16 protein-coding genes and 3 pseudogenes are annotated in these 20254 nt (G+C 71.2%); 6 read left to right on the forward strand and 13 right to left on the reverse strand.

What is annotated here, in order from left to right:
* The first annotated feature begins 92 nt into the window (after positions 1 to 92).
* The gene (locus CFK39_RS01015) at positions 93 to 893 is read left to right on the forward strand and encodes an EcsC family protein (RefSeq protein ID WP_245822776.1); all 801 of its coding nucleotides are present in this window, start codon (positions 93 to 95) and stop codon (positions 891 to 893) included.
* Positions 893 to 1483 (forward strand): 2'-5' RNA ligase family protein, encoded by a 591-nt coding sequence (locus CFK39_RS01020; RefSeq protein ID WP_089063905.1) that lies wholly within the window; start codon positions 893 to 895, stop codon positions 1481 to 1483. Before CFK39_RS01015 ends, CFK39_RS01020 begins: the two co-directional genes overlap by 1 nt.
* 56 nt (positions 1484 to 1539) lie before the next feature.
* On the opposite strand, the gene CFK39_RS01025 is transcribed toward CFK39_RS01020, so the two are convergent.
* Both CFK39_RS01025 and CFK39_RS01030 read right to left on the reverse strand, forming a co-directional pair.
* Positions 1540 to 3816, reverse strand: coding sequence for a M28 family peptidase (locus CFK39_RS01025; protein ID WP_089063906.1), 2277 nt, complete (start codon positions 3814 to 3816; stop codon positions 1540 to 1542).
* 87 nt (positions 3817 to 3903) lie between these two features.
* A complete protein-coding gene (locus CFK39_RS01030) occupies positions 3904 to 4830 on the reverse strand; it encodes a LysR substrate-binding domain-containing protein (protein WP_089066229.1) in 927 nt (308 codons plus the stop codon).
* 91 nt (positions 4831 to 4921) lie between these two features.
* On the opposite strand from CFK39_RS01030, the gene CFK39_RS01035 reads away from it, so the two are divergent.
* Complete coding sequence (locus tag CFK39_RS01035; RefSeq protein WP_245822778.1) at positions 4922 to 6007, forward strand: EamA family transporter; 1086 nt, start codon at positions 4922 to 4924, stop codon at positions 6005 to 6007.
* 98 nt (positions 6008 to 6105) lie between these two features.
* Here CFK39_RS01035 and leuA read toward each other — a convergent pair whose 3' ends face one another.
* The 6 genes and pseudogenes from leuA to CFK39_RS01065 all read right to left on the reverse strand — a co-directional run bounded on the left by leuA (position 6106) and on the right by CFK39_RS01065 (position 12571).
* Positions 6106 to 7815, reverse strand: a complete 1710-nt coding sequence (leuA, locus tag CFK39_RS01040) for a 2-isopropylmalate synthase (protein ID WP_157697197.1) — start codon at positions 7813 to 7815, stop codon at positions 6106 to 6108.
* Positions 7816 to 8322: 507 nt separating this feature from the next.
* Positions 8323 to 9320 (reverse strand): annotated as a pseudogene (gene era, locus CFK39_RS01045) (GTPase Era).
* Positions 9310 to 10644, reverse strand: a complete 1335-nt coding sequence (locus CFK39_RS01050; protein ID WP_089063908.1) for a hemolysin family protein — start codon at positions 10642 to 10644, stop codon at positions 9310 to 9312. Before CFK39_RS01050 ends, era begins: the two are co-directional and overlap by 11 nt.
* Before the next feature lie 46 nt (positions 10645 to 10690).
* Positions 10691 to 11151: pseudogene (gene ybeY, locus CFK39_RS01055) on the reverse strand (rRNA maturation RNase YbeY).
* A gap of 2 nt (positions 11152 to 11153) precedes the next feature.
* Positions 11154 to 12200, reverse strand: coding sequence for a PhoH family protein (locus CFK39_RS01060; RefSeq protein ID WP_089063909.1), 1047 nt, complete (start codon positions 12198 to 12200; stop codon positions 11154 to 11156).
* Complete coding sequence (locus CFK39_RS01065) at positions 12197 to 12571, reverse strand: histidine triad nucleotide-binding protein (RefSeq protein WP_089063910.1); 375 nt, start codon at positions 12569 to 12571, stop codon at positions 12197 to 12199. Before CFK39_RS01065 ends, CFK39_RS01060 begins: the two co-directional genes overlap by 4 nt.
* Positions 12572 to 12648: 77 nt before the next feature.
* Between CFK39_RS01065 and CFK39_RS01070 the strand changes: the two genes are divergently transcribed.
* Complete coding sequence (locus CFK39_RS01070) at positions 12649 to 13191, forward strand: NADPH-dependent FMN reductase (protein ID WP_089063911.1); 543 nt, start codon at positions 12649 to 12651, stop codon at positions 13189 to 13191.
* Between the two features lie 47 nt (positions 13192 to 13238).
* On the opposite strand, the gene CFK39_RS01075 is transcribed toward CFK39_RS01070, so the two are convergent.
* The 3 genes and pseudogenes from CFK39_RS01075 to hrcA form a co-directional block, all read right to left on the reverse strand.
* A complete protein-coding gene (locus tag CFK39_RS01075) occupies positions 13239 to 14027 on the reverse strand; it encodes a 16S rRNA (uracil(1498)-N(3))-methyltransferase (protein ID WP_089063912.1) in 789 nt (262 codons plus the stop codon).
* A 19-nt stretch (positions 14028 to 14046) separates the two neighbouring features.
* Positions 14047 to 15173 (reverse strand): annotated as a pseudogene (gene dnaJ / locus CFK39_RS01080) (molecular chaperone DnaJ).
* Between the two features lie 108 nt (positions 15174 to 15281).
* Positions 15282 to 16292, reverse strand: a complete 1011-nt coding sequence (gene hrcA / locus CFK39_RS01085) for a heat-inducible transcriptional repressor HrcA (RefSeq protein WP_089063913.1) — start codon at positions 16290 to 16292, stop codon at positions 15282 to 15284.
* Between the two features lie 155 nt (positions 16293 to 16447).
* Between hrcA and CFK39_RS01090 the strand changes: the two genes are divergently transcribed.
* Together CFK39_RS01090 and CFK39_RS01095 are read left to right on the forward strand one after the other, a co-directional pair.
* Positions 16448 to 17326, forward strand: a complete 879-nt coding sequence (locus tag CFK39_RS01090) for a DUF3097 domain-containing protein (protein ID WP_089063914.1) — start codon at positions 16448 to 16450, stop codon at positions 17324 to 17326.
* Positions 17327 to 17465: 139 nt separating this feature from the next.
* Positions 17466 to 18194, forward strand: coding sequence for a DUF4870 domain-containing protein (locus CFK39_RS01095; RefSeq protein WP_089063915.1), 729 nt, complete (start codon positions 17466 to 17468; stop codon positions 18192 to 18194).
* Positions 18195 to 18305: 111 nt separating this feature from the next.
* Here the strand turns inward: CFK39_RS01095 and hemW are convergent, their stop codons facing one another.
* Both hemW and CFK39_RS01105 read right to left on the reverse strand, forming a co-directional pair.
* Positions 18306 to 19475, reverse strand: coding sequence for a radical SAM family heme chaperone HemW (gene hemW / locus CFK39_RS01100; RefSeq protein ID WP_089063916.1), 1170 nt, complete (start codon positions 19473 to 19475; stop codon positions 18306 to 18308).
* Positions 19472 to 20227 carry an MOSC domain-containing protein gene (locus CFK39_RS01105; protein WP_089063917.1) on the reverse strand — a complete coding sequence of 252 codons (756 nt, stop codon included), beginning with the start codon at positions 20225 to 20227 and terminating at the stop codon, positions 19472 to 19474. The genes hemW and CFK39_RS01105 overlap by 4 nt, the downstream gene beginning before the upstream one ends.
* Positions 20228 to 20254: the final 27 nt, after the last annotated feature.

Genomic DNA, 20254 nt, shown 5'->3' on the forward strand with positions numbered 1-20254 from the left:
TGTCGCCCAGGAGGTCCGTCACCTCCTGGGGTCCGACACCCATCTCGACCTCGACACCGGGCTCTGGACGCACCGAGCGGTCGGATCCGGCCATGACTCGGTGCGCGCACGGCATGATGGACCCCATCGACCGGGGCACCGACATCAGCGCGGTGCGCGACGAGGAAGGAGCGGCCATGGGGATCTTCTCGATGCTGCGTCGCGATGACTCAGCCAGGAGCACCGCGCGCGAGGCGATGAAGGAGGCACGCCGGGGCGGGGACGCTTCTCAGGGCGGGGCCCTGGAGCGCGTGGTGACCATGATCCGCGACATCGGTCTGGACGGGAAGCTGACCTATTCCTCGGCCGCGGACATCGCCCGCCGTGCCCAGCGCGGACGCGGTCGCCGTCATCCCCGGGTCGCGGTGCGCCGGATCGTGCGTCGCCATCGCCGGGGAGTGACGGTGGGCGGTTTCGTCACCGGGCTCGGCGGATTCGTCACCCTGCCGCTGCTGCTGCCCACCAACGTGGTCGAGTTCTACGTCCAGGCCACCCGCATGGTGGGGGCGATCGCGGCAGTGCGCGGCTACGACCTGGAGGATGAGGAGGTGCGGGTGCGGGTGCTCGCAGCGCTGCTCGGCGAGGAGTCCGGGGACGTGCTGAAGAACGTCGGGCTCGGTCCGGTCGCCGGGGCCGCGGCCCGCAGCGTCGCCAAGACCCTGCCCGCAAGCCCGCAGTCCCAGGTGGCGAGCGCGATCGGCGGGCGCCTGCTGCGCCGCTTCGGACTGCGCTCGATCCGGCTGTTCGGCAAGGCGATCCCGGGACTGGGCGCTGTGCTCGGTGCGCTCACCGACCGCTCCCAGCTGAACAGGATCGCGGCCGTCGCCCGGAAGAGCTTCCCGCCGGTGGGCTGATGCGGGTCTTCGTCGCGCTGCGGCCCTCACCGACGGCGCTGGAGCATCTGGACTCGGCCCTCGAGGGCGTGCGGGGCCGCGCCGGCCGCGCGCTGCACTGGGGGGATCCGGCTCAGTGGCACCTGACTCTCGCCTTCCGCGCGGATCTTCCCGGCGGGGCTCTCCAGGACACGGTCGATCAGCTGGCGGCAGTCGCCGCCGAGCACCGGCCGCTGCCGCTCCAGCTGAGCGGGGCCGGCGTGTTCAGCGGCCGCACCCTGTGGATCGGGGTGGGCGGCGCGACCGAGGCCCTGTCCGCACTGATGGGCGAGACCCTGCTGGAGGGTGAGGACCGTGAGCGTCGGCGGGCGCATCTGAGCGTCGCCCGCGTCTCCGCCCGGGCGCCCCGGGCGCCGCGCCGTCGGCGTCGCGGCGAGGCTCGCCCGCCGGATCCGACGCAGCTGCTGCTCGCGGACGCCGTCCATGCGCTGTCGGTCTATCGGGGCCCGCTCTGGGAGGCGTCCGAGCTCGAGGTGGTGGAGTCGGTGCTGGGACAGGGCCGGTCCGGTGGTCCGCTCCACGAGGTGCTCGCCGTGGTGCCGCTGGGCTGAGGGACCGGATCCCCGCGGCGACCGGCCGGGCGGGCGGACGGGGGTGCCGGCCCGGTTCAGCGCGGCACCACGACGCTCACCTCCATGCGCGGCTGCACCAGGGAGACCTCCTCCCCCGGCGCGACCCAGCCGGCGGCGAGGCTGGGGTCATGGCTCCGCTCGACCAGCGTGAGCTCTGCGCCCGGGGCCGCGGTGGCAGTGATGGTCACCCGCTGACCGGCGCGGACGCCGTGGACCGACAGCTGGTCCACCCCTTGCCCGGACTCCACGGGAACCCCGTCGACGGCGATCCCCGTCAGCAGCCCGGTATCGGCCCTCAGCACCAGCGCTGAGGCATCCCGAGGAGCATCGACCGTGATCTCGAGCGCCCCTGCGGCGGAGACCTCTGCCGCGACCGCCGGGGCCTCGACGTCCGAGGAGGCGGAGGTGCCGTCCAGGGCGCGCCCCCAGGCGGTCGTGCCGGTGACCTCCCAGCGAGTGTCTCCGCTGCCGGCGTCCACCTGCGCGGTGACCAGCTCCTGGGCCGGCTCCGGGGAGGCGAGGGTCCAGGCCGTGCCGCCGATGACCATGCCGAGGGCGAGGACCGCGGGCAGCACCGGGATCAGCAGCCGGTGGGGTCGGCGCACCGGACGCTCCCCCGCCAGCAGGACCGGGCGTCCGTGTCGGCCGGCGGTTCCCGCCAGCAGCAGCGGGCCCGCGGCGCCGAGCCCGATCAGGGCCGTGCCGGCCAGTCCCCCCGCCGCGGAGGCGATGCCGAACTCGGCCAGCGCCGAGAGCTGGGTGCCGAGCATCCAGGCCGTCGGCAGCAGCGCCGCAGCACGCACCAGCAGGCCCGGCAGGGGCGGCAGCAGAGCCGCGAGCAGCGTCCCCAGCGCCGCGATCGCGGCGGGCGGGATCATCGAGCTGCCGAGCGCGGGCGAGTAGACAGCGAGCACGGCCAGCAGGGTCGTGACCGCGAGAGCGCCCCCGAGCAGTGCCGCGGCCCGCGAGATCAGCAGGCGGGCGAGGACCCAGCCGGCCGTCACCGCGGTCGCAGCGATCAGCATCTCGGCGAGCAGGAAGGGGGTGGCCCGGACCGGTTCCCGGGTGGCCCCGGAGAGCATCTCCGGAGTGGCTGCAGCGGTGGCCGACCACAGCGCGAACGCACCGAGCACCCCGCCGGCCAGGACCAGCAGTCCGATCACCGCACCCGCGGCGGCGCCGGGGAGGGAGACCTCCGCCCGGCGCCGCCGCACCAGCAATGCGGCGAGGATCGCCAGCGGCCCCAGCAGGCCGAGACCGGTCACCAGCGCGGGCGGCATCTGCACCACGCCCCACGGCGCGGTGGTCTGCACCGGGTGCTCGTCTGCATGCTCCCGGAGAGCGGTGAGATCCCTGGCCCCGAGATCGCGGCTCAGCGCCAGGGTGAGATCGCCGTAGTGCTGGAGGCTGCCGGCGTCGAGGTGCGCGGCATCGTCCTGCGGGGAGTGGTACGCCCAGGCCTCATCGATGATGGCCATATCCATCCCCCACCAGCCGGCGTCCCGGTAGGAGCTGAAGTCGGTGTAGTTGGGGATGATGCCGAAAAGGGCATCGGTGAAGGATTCGAACTCGGGGTCCGGCGCTGACCCGATCACGGCGTGCATCGGCCCGCTCGCCCGGGTCACCAGCGGTCTCCCGGAGATGCCGCGGGCCTCATGGTTCAGCACCACCACCGGTGCGGTGAGCTCCCTGCCGGGCCCGTCCAGGTAGGCATCCGAGCCCAGCAGGCCGCGCTCCTCGCCGTCGACCAGCAGGATCACCAGGTCATTGCGCAGCTCCTCCGGGCCCAGCACACGGACGGTCTCGAGGATCACCGCGAGGCCGACGCCGGCGTCGGCCGCTCCCGGGGCGCCGGGCACCGAGTCGATATGGGTGGCCAGCACGAGGGTCCCGGTGGGGTCGCTGCCCGCTCGGATGGCGATCAGGTTCCGCACGTATCCGGCGGAGGCCTCGTTCTCACGCGCCCGCACGCCGATGCCCTCCTGGGTCTCGGTCTCGAAGCCGAGCGCTGTCAGCTGGGCGGCGAGCTCGGCGTGGGCGCGGTCGTCCGCGTCCGAACCCAGGGGTCGCGGCTCATCGACCACGGAGGCGACGGCCTGCTGCGCGCGCTGGGCGCTGAAGACGTCCTGCGGGGCGGAGTCGTCCCGGGGCTCGGGCACACCGCGGAACGCGAATCCGGAGGCGACCACGGCGAGCAGCACCAGCAGCAGGAGGGCGGCATGCCATCGCGGAGCCGCCGCGAGCGGCTCCGGCGCGGCAGGATCGGTGCCGGCATGCTCGGTCGCAGCGCCGTCCTCGGGCGAAGTCGTCATGGGGACTGTCTATCCCTCTCCGGGGCCGGTAGCACCCCGCCCGGCCCAGGCGATGCACGATCGTGTCGTGTCGCCTCCGGCAGGGCCTCAGGAGCGCAGGACCTCGAGCCCCTCGAGGCCGGTGAGCCGTCCGGCCGCCTCGAGCAGCGCCGCTCGGAAGGCGAGCAGGGAGGGGTGACCGGCGGCGCCGGCCCGGGCCGCCGTGTACAGCGAACGATGGGGAGCACCGGGCAGTCGCACCACCCGGGTGCCGCCGAGATGCTCGGAGGCGATCAGCCCGGGCAGGAAGGCGACGGCGTGGCCGGTGCGCACCAGGTGCACCTGCAGCAGCGGATCGGGCGTGGCGAAGCGGACCCGCGGCTCGATCCCGGCCTCGCGCAGATAGGTCCGCGACCACGTCCCCGTGCGGGAGCCGGAGGGATCCAGCGCCCACGGGGCGTCCGCCAGCGCCTCGAGGGTGTGGACCTCGGCCCACGGGCCGAGATCCGGCAGCACCAGCAGCAGAGGATCCCGCAGCAGCGCCTCCCGGTCGGTGCCACGGCGCACCAGCTGCTGTCCGCCGGGATAGTCCTCACCGAGGATCACGTCATAGCGGTGGGCGAGCAGCCCCTCATAGGCGGCGTCGACCTCCTGCTGCGACATCTCCAGATGGAGATCCGGGTGCTGCTGGGCGAGCACGCTGACGGCCGCGGGTGCGAGCGCGATCATCGGGGTCTGGAAGGACGCCACCCGGAGCATTCCGCTCGCCTCCCCCTGGGCGAGGGCGAGCTCGGCCTCGGCCGTCTCCAGCAGGCTCAGCATCTCCTCCGCCCGACGCGCCAGCTGCACGCCCGAATCGGTGAGCACCACCCTCCTGCCGACCTGCTGGAAGAGGGTGACCTTGGTCTCCCGCTCCAGCTGGGAGAGCTGCTGGGACACCGCCGACGCCGACATCGAGTGGGCGCTCGCCACAGCGGTCATGGTCTGCAGCCTGCGCAGTTCGTGCAGCAGGAACAGACGATGCAGGTTCAACATGCCGCCTCCGATGATCATGAAGATTTGCTTCACGATACAGGTCGGAAACATTCGCTGGACCTGGCGGGACAGTGGTGGGCACAGTGGAGTCGTGACAACCTCTCCCGCTTCCGCACCAGCACCGTCGACCACCGGCGCCGCGAGCCCGTCGGGCTCCACCCGCGCCGTGCCCATGACACCGGTGCTGTTCATCCTCGGCTCCTGCTTCTCCCTGCAGTTCGGGGCCGCGCTGGCGACCCAGCTGTTCCCGGCGATCGGCTCCTGGGGCACCACCGCGCTGCGCCTCGGCATCGCCGCGATCGTGCTGCTGGTCATCGTCCGCCCGAAGGTGCATCGCTTCACCCGGCAGCAGTGGATCGCGGTGATCGTCTTCGGCGTCGTCATCGGCTCGATGAACGGTGCCTTCTACGCCTCGATCGAGCGCATCCCCCTGGGCACGGCGGTCGCCATCGAGTTCCTCGGACCGCTCACCGTCGCGGCGGTGCTCTCCACCCGCCGCTCGGACCTGCTGTGGGTGCTGCTGGCGCTGTCGGGGGTGGGGCTGTTCGGAGTGGAGTCCTTCACCGGGGCGGCCTCGCTGGACCTGCTCGGGGTGCTCTTCGCTCTGGTCGCCGCCGTGTTCTGGGGCCTGTACGTGCTCTCCAGCGCCCGCGTGGGCCAGCTGGTGGCCGGGCAGGACGGTCTCGCCGTCGCGATGGCGGTCGGCGCGCTCACCGTGCTCCCGCTCGGTGCACAGGGCGCCGCCGCGGGCATCATGGACCTGCGCCTGCTCGGCCTCGCCGCCGGCACCGCGCTGCTCGCCTCCGTGCTGCCGTACACGCTCGAGCTCGCCGCGCTGCGACAGCTGCCCCGTCACGTCTTCGGGATCATGCTCAGCCTCGAGCCAGTGGTCGCCCTGCTGGCCGGGGTGCTGCTGATCGGGCAGGGCGCGACGCCGCTGCGGATCACGGCAGCGGTGCTGGTGGTGGTCGCGAGCGCGGGGGTCACGCTCACCGCTCGTCGCAGCCGGCCGGAGGAGCCCCAGCCCGTCGACGAGGAGCCCGGCTGGGATCTGCCCACACCCACCCATGCCACGGTCACCGGCGAGATGCCGATGCTCACCGAGCAGGAGCTGTGGGCCTACGAAGCGCCGGCGTCGTCCGGACCGGACCCCAGCGGAACGTCGCAGCGCGGCTGAGACCTCCGCCCCACCGAACACGCATCGCGCCGTGAAAGGTACCAGCCAGCTGGCACTCTTCACGGCGCGATGGGCAGGCGAGGACCCGAGCCGGAGGCTCAGTGCCGGGCGCGGTACTCGCGGTTCAGCGCTGAGGTGATCGCCTCGAGGGAAGCGCGGGTGATCGAACCGTCGATGCCCACACCCCAGAAGATGCGGTCGCCGATCTCGCACTCGACGTAGGCGGCGGCCAGCGAATCGTCGCCCTCGGCGAGGGCGTGCTCGGCGTAGTCGAGGATGCGCACATCGATCTTCCGCTCCCCCAGCGCCTTGACGAAGCCATCCAGCGGGCCGTTGCCGATCCCGGTGACCTGGTACTCCTGGCCGTCGACCACCAGCGAGACGGTGATGCGGTCCGCGCCGTCGCCGGTGGACTCCTGGCGCACGTCGCGGAAGCTGTAGTGGCCCCAGCGCCGCTCCTCGATGGCGGTGGGCAGGTACTCGTCGGTGAAGACGTCCCAGAGCGTCGCCGGGCTGACCTCGCCGCCATCGGCATCGGTCTTGTCCTGCACGATGGCGGAGAACTCGATCTGCAGGCGACGGGGCAGCTCCAGCCCGTGCTCCGTGCGCAACAGGTACGCCATGCCGCCCTTGCCGGACTGGGAGTTCACGCGGATCACGGCCTCGTAGGAACGGCCGAGGTCCTTGGGGTCCACGGGCAGGTACGGCACGCGCCAGACGATGTCATCCACGGACCGGCCGGCCTTGACCGCGTCGGCCTCCATCCGCTCCAGACCCTTGTTGATCGCATCCTGGTGGGAACCGGAGAAAGCGGTGAACACGAGATCGCCGCCGTAAGGGCTGCGCTCGGGGACCGGCATCTGGTTGCAGTGCTCGACGGTGCGACGCACCTCGTTCAGATCGGAGAAGTCGATCTGCGGGTCGACGCCCTGGCTGAACAGGTTCAGTCCCAGGGTCACCAGGTCCACGTTCCCGGTGCGCTCGCCGTTGCCGAACAGGCAGCCCTCGATGCGATCGGCGCCGGCCAGGTAGCCGAGCTCCGCCGCCGCCACGCCCGTGCCGCGGTCGTTGTGCGGGTGCAGCGACAGCACGATGGAGTCGCGGCGGTCCAGGTTCCGGTGCATCCACTCGATCGAGTCGGCGTACACGTTCGGGGTCGCCATCTCGACCGTCGCCGGGAGGTTGATGATCATCTTGTCCTGCGGCGTGGGCTTGAAGACCTCGCTCACCGCGTTGCACACCCGCAGCGCGTACTCGAGCTCGGTGCCCGTGTAGGACTCCGGGGAGTACTGGTAGGTGACCGCGGTGTCCGGGACCGTCTCCTCGTACTTCCGGCACAGCAGTGCGCCCTGCACGGCGATGTCCAGCACCGTGTCCTCGTCGGCACGGAACACCACGTCGCGCTGCACGACGGAGGTGGAGTTGTACAGGTGCACGACGGCGCGCTTCGCGCCGGCGATCGCCTCGTAGGTGCGCTCGATGAGGTGCTCGCGGCACTGGGTGAGCACCTGGATCGCCACATCGTCCGGGATGCGGTCCTCCTCGATGAGGGCGCGCACGAAGTCGAAGTCGGTCTTGGAGGCCGAGGGGAACCCGACCTCGATCTCCTTGTAGCCCATCTGCACCAGCAGCTCGAACATCCGCAGCTTCCGCTCGGAGTTCATCGGGTCGATGAGGGCCTGGTTGCCGTCGCGCAGATCGACCGCGCACCAGCGGGGGGCGCGGGTGATGCGGCGGGTGGGCCAGGTGCGGTCCGGCAGCTCGACACGGATCTGCTCGTCGAAGGGCAGGTACTTGTGGACCGGCATGCCCGAGGGCTGCTGGGGAGCGTCCCCGGTGGGGCCGACGACGGGCGCGGCGGAGTCGCCCTCTGCCGCCACAGGGACGATCGCGGGAGTGGAGGTGATCGTGGAGTCAGTCATCAGGGGGTCCTTCTCGCTGGAGTACCGGTCGCCGGACAACACTTCAGCCGCGGCGGGGTCCCGGCGTTCAGGTCCCGTCGCGGCGGCTAAGCAGGAGCAGCGATCCACGCATGCACGTCACGGTAGCACCGTCGGCGCATCGCACAGGGAACTCTCACGATGCGAACGCCACGCAGCCCTCAGCGCCCCGCCCGGGCGTCAGAGCCCTCCGACGAGCCACGAGCCACGAGCCACGAGCCACGAGCCACGAGCCACGAGCCACGAGCCACGAGCCACGAGCCGACCCTGTCTCAGCTGTCGCCATCGGTGCCGTGACGCGACAGCTGAGGCTGGTTACCAGGTAGTCACCCCGCTCAGCGGCGCGGGCGCGCGGGCTTCCGCCCCGCCCGGGCGTCAGAACCCGAGCCGGCCCAGCTGCTTGGGATCGCGCTGCCAGTCCTTGGCGACCTTGATCCGCAGATCCAGGTGCACCTTGCGGCCCAGCAGCTGGTTGATCTCCGCGCGCGCCCGGGACCCGACCTCCTTCAGCCGTGAGCCCCCCTTGCCGATGATGATCCCCTTCTGGCTGTCGCGCTCGACGAACAGGGTCGCGCGCACCACGAGGCGCCCTGCCCCGGGCTCGACCGGGGTGAACGCATCACCGTCGGGGTCCACCTCCACGACCTCTTCGACCACCACTGCGATGGAGTGGGGGAGCTCGTCGCGCACGCCCTCGAGAGCGGCCTCGCGGATCAGCTCCGAGATGCGATCATCGCGTGATTCCTCGGTGAGCTGGTCGTCGGGGTAGAGCTGCGGCCCCTCGGGGAGCTGGGCGGAGATGACCTCGAGCAGCAGGTCGATCTGCTCACCCCGCTTCGCGGAGATCGGGACGATCTCGTCGAAGCCCATCAGCTGGTCCACGCTCATCAGGTGCTCGGCCAGCACGTCCCGGCCCACCAGGTCGATCTTCGTGACGACGGCGATCACCTTCGGTCCGCGCCGACCGCTGCGCATCTCCGCGAGGTCCTCGGCGATGAAGCGGTCACCCGGTCCGATCTTCTGATCCGCGGGCAGGCAGAAGCCCACCACGTCGACCTCGCCGAGCGTCTCGCGCACCAGATCGTTGAGCCTCTCGCCGAGCAGGGTGCGGGGGCGGTGCACACCGGGGGTGTCCACCAGGATCACCTGGGCCTCCCCCGCGTGACGATGCCGCGGATGGCCCGGCGTGTGGTCTGGGGCTTGGTCGAGGTGATCGCGACCTTCTCTCCGACCAGTGCATTGGTGAGCGTGGACTTGCCGACGTTGGGCCGGCCCACCAGAGCCACGAAGCCCGAGCGGTGCGTGCTGCCCGGGCCCTGCCCTCCCCCCGTGCGAGCCTGCTCCGGTTCGGTCTGATGCTGGTCAGCGGTCATCGTCGTCCTCCTGGTCGTTGCCCGGCAGATCCTCGTCCTGCGGGGCCCTGCGCACCAGCACGGTGGACAGGCGCTTGCGCCGGCCGGCGCTCTTCTCGGCCTCGAGCTCGAGGCCGTGGACGATCACCTGGGTGCCGGGGATCGGCACCCGCCCGGTCGCCTTGCCCAGCAGCCCGCCGACGCTGTCGATGTCGTCGTCGTCGATCTCGAGGTCGAACAGGTCGCCGACCTCCGAGAGCCCGGCCTGCGCGGGCACCCGGTAGCGTCCGTGGCCGAGCGCCTGGATCTCGGGCTCCTGGCGGTCGTGCTCGTCGGCGATGTTGCCGACGATCTCCTCGAGGATGTCCTCGATGGTGACGATCCCGGCCACTCCCCCGTACTCATCCACCAGCACCGTGATGTGCACGTGGCTGGTCTGCATCTGCGCGAGCACCGCGTCGGCCGCCACGAACTCGGGCGCGAAGCGTGCGGGGCGCATGATCTCGTGCACCGGTCGCTGCGGGCGCGCGTCCCACGGGGAGTGGATCGCCTGCATCACATCCTTCACGTAGAGGATGCCGCACAGATTGTCGACGCTGTCACCGATCACCGGGATGCGGGAGTACCCGGAGCGCACGAACAGCTGCATCGCCGTCTCCGCGCTCGCGTCCGCCGAGAGGGTGACCATGTCGGGCCGAGGCACCATCAGCTCCCGGACCATGGTGCCGCGGAGGTCGAAGACGCCCTGGATCATGTCGCGCTCGCCGTCGCGCACGTGCTCGTCCTCGAGCGCCCGGTCGACGTTCTTCCGTGCCTTCTCGGCTCCGTCCTCGGGCTTCTCCGGTGTGCCGGCGCGCGCAGCGAGCGAGGCGCCCACGCTGGTCAGCGCCCCGGCGGGCAGCCACAGCAGCCCGCGCACCACGGTGACCAGCCAGCGGTTGGCGATCAGCACGGACTCGGGACGGCTGCGCCCGATGGTCCGCGGCGAGATCGCGAGCACGATCAGCACCAGCACCCCGGCCACCACCACGGTCGCGATCCCCGGCAGGAGCAGGCCCGAATGGCCGAGGTGGTCGCGGACGGCCACGGTCACCCCTGCCACCGAGGCGACCATCACGGTCTCCGCGAGCATCCGGCCGAGCGAGACCGAGGCCAGGGTGCGGGCCGCATCCTCCTGGTGGGCCAGCACGCGGGCGCGCACGGAATCGGGACGGCTGGACAGCGCCTTCTCCAGCACGCTGCGGGAAGCGGACAGCTGCGCGGCGTCGACCGCCGTGAGCATGGCGGCCACCACCCCGGAGACCGCGATCAGGGGGATCAGGGTGAGCAGGGCGAGGGTCAGCACGACTGCGGCCCCGTTCCAGGTAGCGGAGAGCTCATGGGAGGGGCGGTCAGCGCGCTGTCCGCGAGGCGAGGAAGGTGAGCAGCAGCGTGCGCTGGAGATCGAACATCTCGGTGCGCTCGTCCTCCTCCATGTGGTCGTAGCCCAGCAGGTGGAGGATGGAGTGGACGGTCAGCAGCAGCATCTCCTCGACGGCGCTGTGGCCGGCCTCGGCCGCCTGCTTGGCGGCGACCGACGGGCACAGCACCACATCGCCCAGCAGCCCCTCGGGAGCAGGCTGCTGGGGGAGCCGGGGATCAGCTCATCCATGGGGAAGCTCATCACGTCGGTGGGGCCGGGCAGGTCCAGCCACTGCACGTGCAGCTTCTCCATCGCCTCCTCGTCGACGAACAGGATCGACATCTCGGTGGCGGGATGCAGATGCATCGACTCGAAGACGAAGCGGGCGAGCTCGACGAACTCCCCCTCGTCGACGACCGCGGTGGTCTCGTTGCGGATCTCGATGGTCATGCTCAGCTCCCCATGGTCGGGCGGTGGCGGGAGTCTCGGCTGCCTCCCGGACGGATCTCCCAGCGGCCGTAGGCCTCGACGATGTCGCTGACCAGTCGGTGGCGCACGACATCGTGGGAGGACAGACGGCAGAAGGAGATGTCGTCGATGCCCGAGAGCACCTGCTCGACGACCTTCAGACCGCTCTGCTGGGCGCCGGGCAGGTCGACCTGGGTGACGTCGCCGGTGACCACCATGGTGGAGTTGAAGCCGAGGCGGGTCAGGAACATCTTCATCTGTTCGGGCGTGGTGTTCTGCGCCTCGTCGAGGATGATGAAGGCGTCGTTCAGGGTGCGGCCGCGCATGTAGGCCAACGGGGCGACCTCGATCGTGCCGGCGGCCATCAGCCGCGGTATCGACTCCGGATCGAGCATGTCGTGCAGTGCGTCGTAGAGCGGCCGCAGGTAGGGGTCGATCTTCTCGTTGAGCCCGCCGGGCAGGAAGCCCAGCCGCTCCCCCGCCTCGACCGCGGGGCGGGTGAGGATGATCCGGTTGATCTGCTTGCTCAGCAGCTTCTGCACCGCCATCGCGACGGCGAGATAGGTCTTGCCGGTGCCGGCCGGGCCGATCCCAAAGGTGATGGTCGAGGATTCGATCGTCTCGATATAGGTCTTCTGCCCCATCGTCTTGGGGCGGATCGTCCGGCCCCGGGAGGACAGGACGGTGCGTGAGAGCACCTGCTCGAGCTTCTTCCCGTTCGCCCGGTCATCGCCGTAGAGGTTCGCGGCACGCTGCACCGCCTCGACGGTGACGGCCTGCCCCCTGCTCGCCAGGTCGATCAGCGAGCGCACGAGGTGCTCGCTGCGGCGCAGGGCGTCCTCGGTGCCGCGCAGCGTCACCTGATGCCCGCGCACGTGGACATCCGTGTCGGGGACCGCGTCCTCGAGGGCGGCGAGGGCCTGATCGTTCTCCCCGAGCACCTGGAAAGGGCTGAGGTTGTCGGGGATCGACAGTCGGCGTTCACCGATCTCCGGGGGCCGGCCGGGGGCCGGGGTGAGAGCGTCCGTCACAGTTCTCCTTCTGCGAGCTTTCCGCCCGCCAGGACGTGGGCGTGGACATGGAACACGGACTGGCCCGCGCTCTTGCCGGTGTTGAACACGAGGCGGAAGTCGCCGTCGGCGTGGTCGGCGGCGATCCGGCTCGCGACCGTCGCGGTGTGGGCCAGCAGCTGCGGCTCCTGCGCGAGCTCGGTCACGTCACGACGGTGCTCCCGGGGCACGACGAGGACATGCACCGGCGCCTGGGGGTGCAGGTCCTTGAAGGCGATGACCAGATCATCCTCGTGGACACGCTCGGAAGGGATCTCCCCCGCGATGATCCTGCAGAAGAGGCACTCCGGATCGTGGCGCTCGGTGGCGGGTTCGGTGACGCTGTTTCCCATGCTGGGGAGTCTACGGGAGCGAGGAACACCACCTCGGCTTGGGGAACCTCCAGAAAGTATGAGAAGTTTTAATCATCATGACGAAGCTCGGAATCATCCTCGCCAGTGCCCGCCCCAACCGTGTGGGGGAGAAGATCTCCCGCTGGGTCCGCGACGCCGTCCCCACCGACGTCGATGTGGATCTCATCGACCTGCGCGACGTGGCGCTGCCCGCCTTCGACGAGCCCTCGAGCCCGAAGTCGGGCGCGGACAAGACCACTGCCCATGGCCACGCCTGGGGTGAGCGGATCGGCGCCCTCGATGCAGTCGTGATCCTCACCCCACAGTACAACGGCTCCTACCCGGGCGCCCTGAAGAACGCGATCGACTTCCTCTATGCCGAGTGGCAGGGCCTGCCCACCGTGCTGGTGGGCTACGGCTGGGGCTCGGCCGGTGAGGTGCTGCCGCTGCTGGAGGCGCTGATGACGCGGCTGGACGCCGAGGTGGTCGGTTCGATCGGCCTGGGCTTCCGCGAGGACCTCTCCGTCGACGGCGAGCTCTTCGTCACCGAGGAGAAGACCGCGGCGCTGCGCGAGCTGCTCGCGGCGATCACCTCCCAGGTTTCCGCCCGCATCGGCTGATCGCCTCGGAGAGCTGCGCCATCCCTCCCGCGTCACCCGCGCCGAGCTCAGCCCCAGCGCCCCACCAGCGCGCTGAGCACGGCGATCGCGGCGGGGCCGGCGGTCGATGAGCGCAGCACCTCTGGTCCCAGGAGCACCGCGCGAGCCCCCGTCGCCCGCAGGGCCGTGAGCTCCTCGGGATCGATGCCGCCCTCGGGGCCGACGATCACGACGATCTCCTCGAGCCCGTCCTCAGCGGCTGACCGCAGCCGGTCGGCGAGGCTCATCACACCGGCGGACTCCTGCTCGTCCAGGACCAGCACCAGGGTCCCGGCGGTGCTGCGCCCTCTCAGCTCGGCGAGCAGCTCCTTCGTGGTCACCGGCTCCGCGACGGCGGGGATCCCGGGCCGGCGGCACTGCTTCACGGCCGCGCGCGCGGTCGCCTCCCACTTGGCGCGCCCCTTGCGCAGCTTCTCCCCGCGCCAGACCGAGACGGAGCGTCGTGCGATCCAGGGCACCACCTGGTCGACCCCGAGCTCGGTGGCCGCTTCGACCGCCTGCTCATCCCTGCCTCCGGTGGCCAGGGCCTGGACCAGTGTGAGGCGGGGCAGGCGCTGCACCGGCGGGGAGGGGTCCGCGAGCAGGCGCAGCTCCAGCGCCTCCCGGCCGGCGGCGGTCACCTCGGTGAGGACCTGACGGCCCGGGGCATCGGTGAGCAGCAGCTGCTCCCCGACCTGGATCCGGGCGACCTTCGCAGCATGTCGACCCTCATCGCCCGCCAGCTCCAGCGAGTCACCGGCGACGGCGGAGACCAGCGCCTCATCGAGGATCAGGAAGCCGGGCGGCGTCGTCGGCATCAGCAGCTCCCCCGTCGGCTCAGAAGTCGCGCAGGCGCTCGCGGAGCTTCGCGAACGGTCCGCGCTGGCCCTTGGAGCGGCGTGTGGTCTCATCACCGCGCAGGGCAGCGAACTGCTCGAGCAGGTCCCGCTCCTCCTCGGTGAGCGTGGAGGGCACGTCCACGTCCAGGACCACGCGGATGTCGCCGCGCCGTTCCCGGCGCAGCGGCGTCACGCCGAGACCCTTCAGCGTGATCTCTTCCCGGGCTGCGAGCCGGGCCGGATATCCAGCTCCTGCTCGCCGTCGAAGGTGTCCAGCGGGATGGAAGCGCCGAGGGCGGCCGTGGTCATGGGCACCGCGATGGTGGTGACCAGGTCATCTCCATCACGGTCGAACATCTCGTGATCGGTGACGGTGAGCTCGACGAAGAGATCGCCCGAGGGGCCTCCGGCCTCGCCGGTCTCCCCCTCCCCGCGCAGCTGGATGCGGGTGCCGTTCTCCACGCCGGAGGGGATGCCGACGGTGACGACCCGTTCGGTGGGTGTGCGCCCGTGGCCGGAGCAGCCGGTGCAGGGGCTCTCGATCACGTCGCCGTGGCCGTCGCAGGTGGGGCACGGCGCCATGGTGACCATCTGGCCCAGCAGCGACTGGGCGACCCGCTGGACATGGCCGGAACCGCTGCAGGCGGTGCAGCGGGTGGGGCTGGTCCCCGGCTCGCAGCAGGAGCCGGAGCAGCGTTCGCACAGCACGGCGGTGCGGAAGGTGACTTCCTCCTCGGTGCCGAACACCACATCACGCAGCTCGATGCGGACTCGGCGCAGCACGTCGCCGCCGCGGCGCTGACGCGGCACGGGGCCCTGAGTGCGTCCGCGCATCCCGGAGGCACCGGCGAACATGTCGAAGATGTCGTTGAAGTCGAAGCCGCCACCGCCGCCGCCGGGGAAGCCGCCCATGCCCGGGCCGCCGCCCATGTCGTACTGACGGCGCTTGTCCGCGCTGGAGAGCGTCTCGTAGGCCTGGGAGACGCGCTTGAACTTCTCGGCGGCCTCGGGATCCGGGTTCACATCCGGATGCAGGGTGCGGGCGAGCTTGCGGTAGGCCTTCTTGATCTCGTCGGTCGATGCCTCGCGGGAGACGCCGAGCAGGTCGTAGTAGTCCTCGTTCACAGGGGTGGATTCCTTCGCGGGGAGTCGGGGTGTCCGGACCGCGGCGGGCGGCGGGCGGATGCGGGGGGTCGAGCGGAGCTGGACGGGCCGTGCAGGCCTGCCGCGCTCCTATTCGAGATAGCGGGAGACGTAGCGGGCGATGGCCTGGACGGTGGAGATCCCGGTGACGTAATCCATCCGGCGAGGGCCGAGGATCGCCAGATGGGACCCTGCCCCGTAGCCGGCACCGACCACGGCGGTCGAATGCAGCGCACGGTCCTCGAGCTCCGAGCCGATGCGCACCTCGACCGCTCCCGGGGAGACGTGCATCTCGGTGAACAGGCGCAGCAGCACCAGCTGTTCCTCGAGCACGTCCAGCAGCGGTTCCACATCACGCGCGAAGTCCTGTGCGGAGCGGGCGATGTTCGAGGTGCCGGCCATCATGATGCGATCCTCTGCCCGGGACGCGGCCAGCGCCACGAGGGTCTCCGCCACCTCGGCGGCGGCCGGTCGCTCCGGCGGCGGCAACGACTCGAGGTAATCGCCGAGCGGTGCGGTGAGGTCGGTGACCTCGCGGCCGGCGACGACCCGGTTCAGGTGGTCGCGCAGGGCCGCGTAGTACTCCGCGGGCCTGCCCGCCATGACCGGCACGGTGCGCTGGTCCACCCGGCCGGACTCCAGGATCAGCACCACCAGGAGAAGCGAGTCGGCCACCTTGACCAGTTCGACGTGGCGGATCCTCGCCTGTCGACGCGCGGGGTACTGCACCATGGCGACCTGCTGCGTGAGCTGCGCGAGCAGGCGCACGGTGCGGGCCAGCAGGTCCTCGACGTCGCCCGCATCCTCGAGCAGGGCACGGATCGCCCGCCGCTCGGGGGCCGACAACGGCTTGATGGTCGCCACGTGGTCGACGAAGGTGCGATAGCCCTTATCGGTGGGGACCCGCCCGGCCGAGGTGTGGGGCTGATGGATCAGCCCCTCCTCCTCCAGCAGCGACATGTCGTTGCGCACGGTCGCGGCGGAGACGCCGAGCTCATGCCGCTCCAACAGCGACTTGGAGCCGACGGGCTCACGGGTGGCGACGTAGTCCTCGACGATCGCGCCGAGGATGTGGAGCTTGCGGTCCTCCGTCTCCCTCACCTCCTGCGCTGCGTGCTGTCATCTCGTCGTCGGAGCGGATATCCGGCCGGTATCCGGCCGGTCCAGACTGGCACTCTGCCATGCCAAGTGCCAATCGTACGCCGCCCCGGCGTGCTTCGCTAAGAGGCGTTCGCCACGGGTGTACGGTGACGCGCGTGCCTGCCAACTTCCCCGACCGGTACGGGAGCGACGTGCTGTCCGCCGGTCCACCCGCCCACCACCGTCGCCGCCCCGTCGCCCGGGAGATGCCCGCGACCAGGGATCTGGTCGTCGAAGAGGCCTCGACCGGTTTCACCGGCGCGATTACCCGGGTCGAGAAGATCGCGGGTGAGCAGGTGGTGGAGCTCGAGGACGGCCGCGGCGTGCGGCGCACGTTCCCGCTCGGCCCCGGGTTCATGATTGACGGCCAGCCGGTGGTCCTCCACCGTGCGATCGCCGCCGCGAGCGGTCCGGCGCGGCAACGCTCCGCCTCCGGCTCCGTCTATGTCGCCGGGGCGAAGGCCCGGACCGCCCGCGCGTCCCGGATCTGGGTCGAGGGCACCCATGACGCCGAGCTGGTGCAGAAGGTCTGGGGTCACGATCTGCGCATCGAGGGGATCGTCGTGGAGCAGCTCGAGGGGGCCGACAACCTCGCCGAGCGGGTGCGCGAGTTCGGCCCCGCGCCGGGGCGTCGCCTCGGGATCCTCGTGGACCACCTGGTGAAGGGCTCGAAGGAGTCCCGCATCGCGGCCGAGGTGATGGCGCTGCCGGGTGCTCGTGGCAACGTCACCGTGCTCGGCCACCCGTACGTGGATGTGTGGCAGGCGGTCAAGCCTGCGCGCGTGGGCCTGAGCGAGTGGCCACATGTCCCCAAGGGCACCGACATCAAAGTGGGCTCCCTCGCGGCGCTCGGCTGGCCGCGCGCCGATAAGGCCGACATCGGCCTGGGCTGGAAGCGGATCCTCTCGACGGTCCGCTCCTATGCCGATGTCGAGCCCACCCTCTCCGGTCGGATCGAGGAGCTCATCGACTTCGTGACCGTCGACCCGGCCTGATCGGCAGAGCCGTCCTGTCTGGGGGTTATCCCCCACAGGACCCGGCGGTTCGCCGCGCTGACGCTGCCGTGCACGCTCACTAGGCTGAACCCATCAGCCCGCCGCCGGCTCCCTGCCGGCCGATCCCGAAGAAGGAATGATGAGCCAGACACCGCAGTCCCACGATCCGTTCGGCACCGATCCCGGCACTCCCGGCACTCCCGGAGCCCCGCAGCCGCAGCAGGGCGCACCGAGCTCCGACCCGAGCCTGCACCCGCACGATCCCTACGCCTACGACGCCGATGCCACGCGCACCAATCCCCTGGACATCGACGCCGTCCCGGCGCAGCAGCCGGCCGCAGGCGGACAGGACCAGTACGCCGCTGCGGGCCCCGCCCCCTACGCCGCACCGGCCCAGCAGGCACCGCTCGGCGCCGCGCCGACGGCCGAGGGTGAGAGCGTGCCGCCGGCAGGCACCCCGGGTGTCTACGAGGGCCCGCTGACCGGGCAGGCCGTCAGTCGTTCGGACTCGCGGCTGTGGGCGACCATCGCCCAGGCCGCGGTCGCGGTCGGGCACGTGATCAGCTGGGGCTTCCTCGGCTGGGTGGGCCCGCTGGTCGTCTACCTGATGTACAAGGACCGCGACCGCTTCGTGCGTTTCCATTCTGCCGAGGCCCTCAACGGCGCGATCGCCGTGTTCGCCGCCCAGGTCGTCCTCACCATCGTGATCACGATCGTGGCTGTCTTCACCCTCGGCATCGGCACGATCCTGTATCCGCTGGTCGGACTGCCGGCTCTGCTGCAGCTGGTGTTCTCGATCATCGGTGCGATCAAGGCCAATCAGGGCGAGTACTGGAGCTATCCCTTCAACCTCCGCCTGGTGAAGTGACCGTCGCGGCCTCGGCCGCCCGCTGAGCAGCTCAGCGCTCGAGAGCCCCTGGGATCGCCGAGATCCCGGGGGCTCTCGTCATGCCGTCAGCTCGCGACCTGCCTCACGCGGTCAGGGCACCAGGTCGCGGATCACCGCGTCGGCGAGCAGCCGCCCGCTGCGGGTCAGCACCGCCCGTCCGTCCGCGAGTGCGGCGGGCTCGAGGTGCCCGCGGTCGCGGTGCACGGCGAGCATCGGCCGACGCTCCTGCGGGATCACCTCGATATCGAGCCCGTCGGCGATCCGCAGCTCGAGCATGATCCGCTCGACCAGCCGGTCCTCGTCGGCGACCTGCTCGGAGTCCGCCACCGGCATCTCGCCGGAGGCGAGCATCCGGGCGTAGCGGCTGGGGTGCTTCACGTTCCAGGCGCGCAGCCCGTCGCGGTGGCGATGCGCGCCCGGCCCGATCCCCCACCAGTCGGTGCCGCGCCAGTAGGCGAGGTTGTGGCGGGAGCGCTGCGCGGGGGTGCGGGCCCAGTTGGAGACCTCGTACCAGGACAGGCCGTCGGCGCTCGCGAGGTCGTCGACCAGCTCGTACTTGTCGGCCATGTCGTCGGGGTCGGGTGCCTCGAGCTCGCCGCGGCGCAGCTGGCGGGCCATCGCGGTATTGCCTTCGATGATCAGCGAGTACGCGGACATGTGGTCGACTCCGCAGGCCAGCGCCGACCTCACGGAGGTCTCGACGTCGGCGATCGTCTCGCCCGGGGTGCCGTAGATGAGGTCGAGGCTGACATCGAGCCCGGCCTCGCGCGCCCACGCCACGGCCTGCGGCACCTTCTCGGGATCGTGGGTGCGGTCCAGGGTGGCGAGGACCGAGGGGACCGCGGACTGCATGCCGAAGGAGACGCGGGTGACGCCGCCGGCCGCGAGCCGCGACAGGGAGGCGCGGGTGACCGAGTCCGGATTCGCCTCGGTGGTGACCTCGGCGTCGTCCGCGAGCGGCAGCAGGGCGCGCAGATGCTCGAGCATCGCGACGAGGTCGTCCGCGGGCAGCAGCGTCGGGGTGCCGCCGCCGAAGAAGACGGTCGAGACCTGTGTGTAGTCGTAGCCCGCCGCGCGGTCGGCGGCGAGGGTCAGGTCCATCTCGGCCATGGCGTTGTGCGCGTACTCGGCCTGGGAACCACCGCCGCCGAGCTCCGTGGCGGTATAGGTGTTGAAGTCGCAGTACCCGCAGCGCACGGCGCAGAAGGGGACGTGGATGTAGACGGACAGGTCCCCGCCTGCGGGGCTCACCGGGCTCACAGCCCCATCCCCAGTCCCAGCCCGCGCCCGGTGGAGCGCAGCGCAGCGGGGAACTCCACCCGTTCACCGGCCCGGGACAGCGCCGTCAGCGCGGACTGCGCCAGCGAGTCATAGAGCACGGTGCCGGTCTCCTCCGCCCAGTCGAGCAGGGCGCGGGCCTGCTCTGCGGTCAGCCCGCGGAAGGCATCACCGATGGTCACGCCGTGGGCGGGACGTGCGAGGACCTCGATCTCCTCACCGGCGACGACCTCTCCCTCGGCGAGGACGCGGAAGTAGGCGCCGCAGCGGCCCCGGGCGGTGAAGGTGCGGCCCCAGCGCCGGTCCCCCATCCGCGCCGCGAAGGTGCCGCACGGATTGCGGGGACAGGTGGCCTCGATCTCGGCCCCGCCGATCCGCCAGCGTTCCCCGATCACCGTCTCGTCCGTGTCCTGGCCGAGCGTCACCAGGTTCTCGCCGAAGAAGCCATCCGGCAGCTCCTGGCCCGCCAGGCCCACGAACGCTTCGCGGACCTCGCGGGAGAAGGCGTAGACGGCCTTGAAGATCCCGCCGTGATGTTCACGGTCCCCCTGGACGTCACCGAGCACGCCATGGGTGAGCAGGCGCACCGGCCCGGGAACCGGTCGCTTGTCGATCCCGCTCATCAGGCCGCTGGCCGCGACCGGGAACAGCTCGGCGACGGTGCACACCGCGGCGATCCGTCCCGTGGCCGTGGGGTCGAACTCCACCTCGAGGGGGCTGGGTGCGGTGGTCATCTCGGGGCTCCTCCCGCGGCGCCGGGT

This window comes from Brachybacterium avium (assembly GCF_002216795.1).
In the GTDB taxonomy this organism is placed as follows: Bacteria; Actinomycetota; Actinomycetes; order Actinomycetales; family Dermabacteraceae; genus Brachybacterium; species Brachybacterium avium.

Excerpts from the sequence above, each read along its gene's own strand:
- leuA (WP_157697197.1), bottom strand. The coding sequence starts at position 7,815 with ATGCCGGTCCACAAGTACCTGCCCTTCGACGAGCAGATCCGTGTCGAG.
- CFK39_RS01065 (WP_089063910.1), bottom strand. The coding sequence starts at position 12,571 with ATGGGAAACAGCGTCACCGAACCCGCCACCGAGCGCCACGATCCGGAG.
- CFK39_RS01020 (WP_089063905.1), top strand. The coding sequence starts at position 893 with ATGCGGGTCTTCGTCGCGCTGCGGCCCTCACCGACGGCGCTGGAGCAT.
- CFK39_RS01025 (WP_089063906.1), bottom strand. The coding sequence starts at position 3,816 with ATGACGACTTCGCCCGAGGACGGCGCTGCGACCGAGCATGCCGGCACC.
- CFK39_RS01030 (WP_089066229.1), bottom strand. The coding sequence starts at position 4,830 with ATGTTGAACCTGCATCGTCTGTTCCTGCTGCACGAACTGCGCAGGCTG.
- CFK39_RS01015 (WP_245822776.1), top strand. The coding sequence starts at position 93 with ATGACTCGGTGCGCGCACGGCATGATGGACCCCATCGACCGGGGCACC.
- CFK39_RS01070 (WP_089063911.1), top strand. The coding sequence starts at position 12,649 with ATGACGAAGCTCGGAATCATCCTCGCCAGTGCCCGCCCCAACCGTGTG.
- CFK39_RS01105 (WP_089063917.1), bottom strand. The coding sequence starts at position 20,227 with ATGACCACCGCACCCAGCCCCCTCGAGGTGGAGTTCGACCCCACGGCC.
- CFK39_RS01095 (WP_089063915.1), top strand. The coding sequence starts at position 17,466 with ATGAGCCAGACACCGCAGTCCCACGATCCGTTCGGCACCGATCCCGGC.
- CFK39_RS01075 (WP_089063912.1), bottom strand. The coding sequence starts at position 14,027 with ATGCCGACGACGCCGCCCGGCTTCCTGATCCTCGATGAGGCGCTGGTC.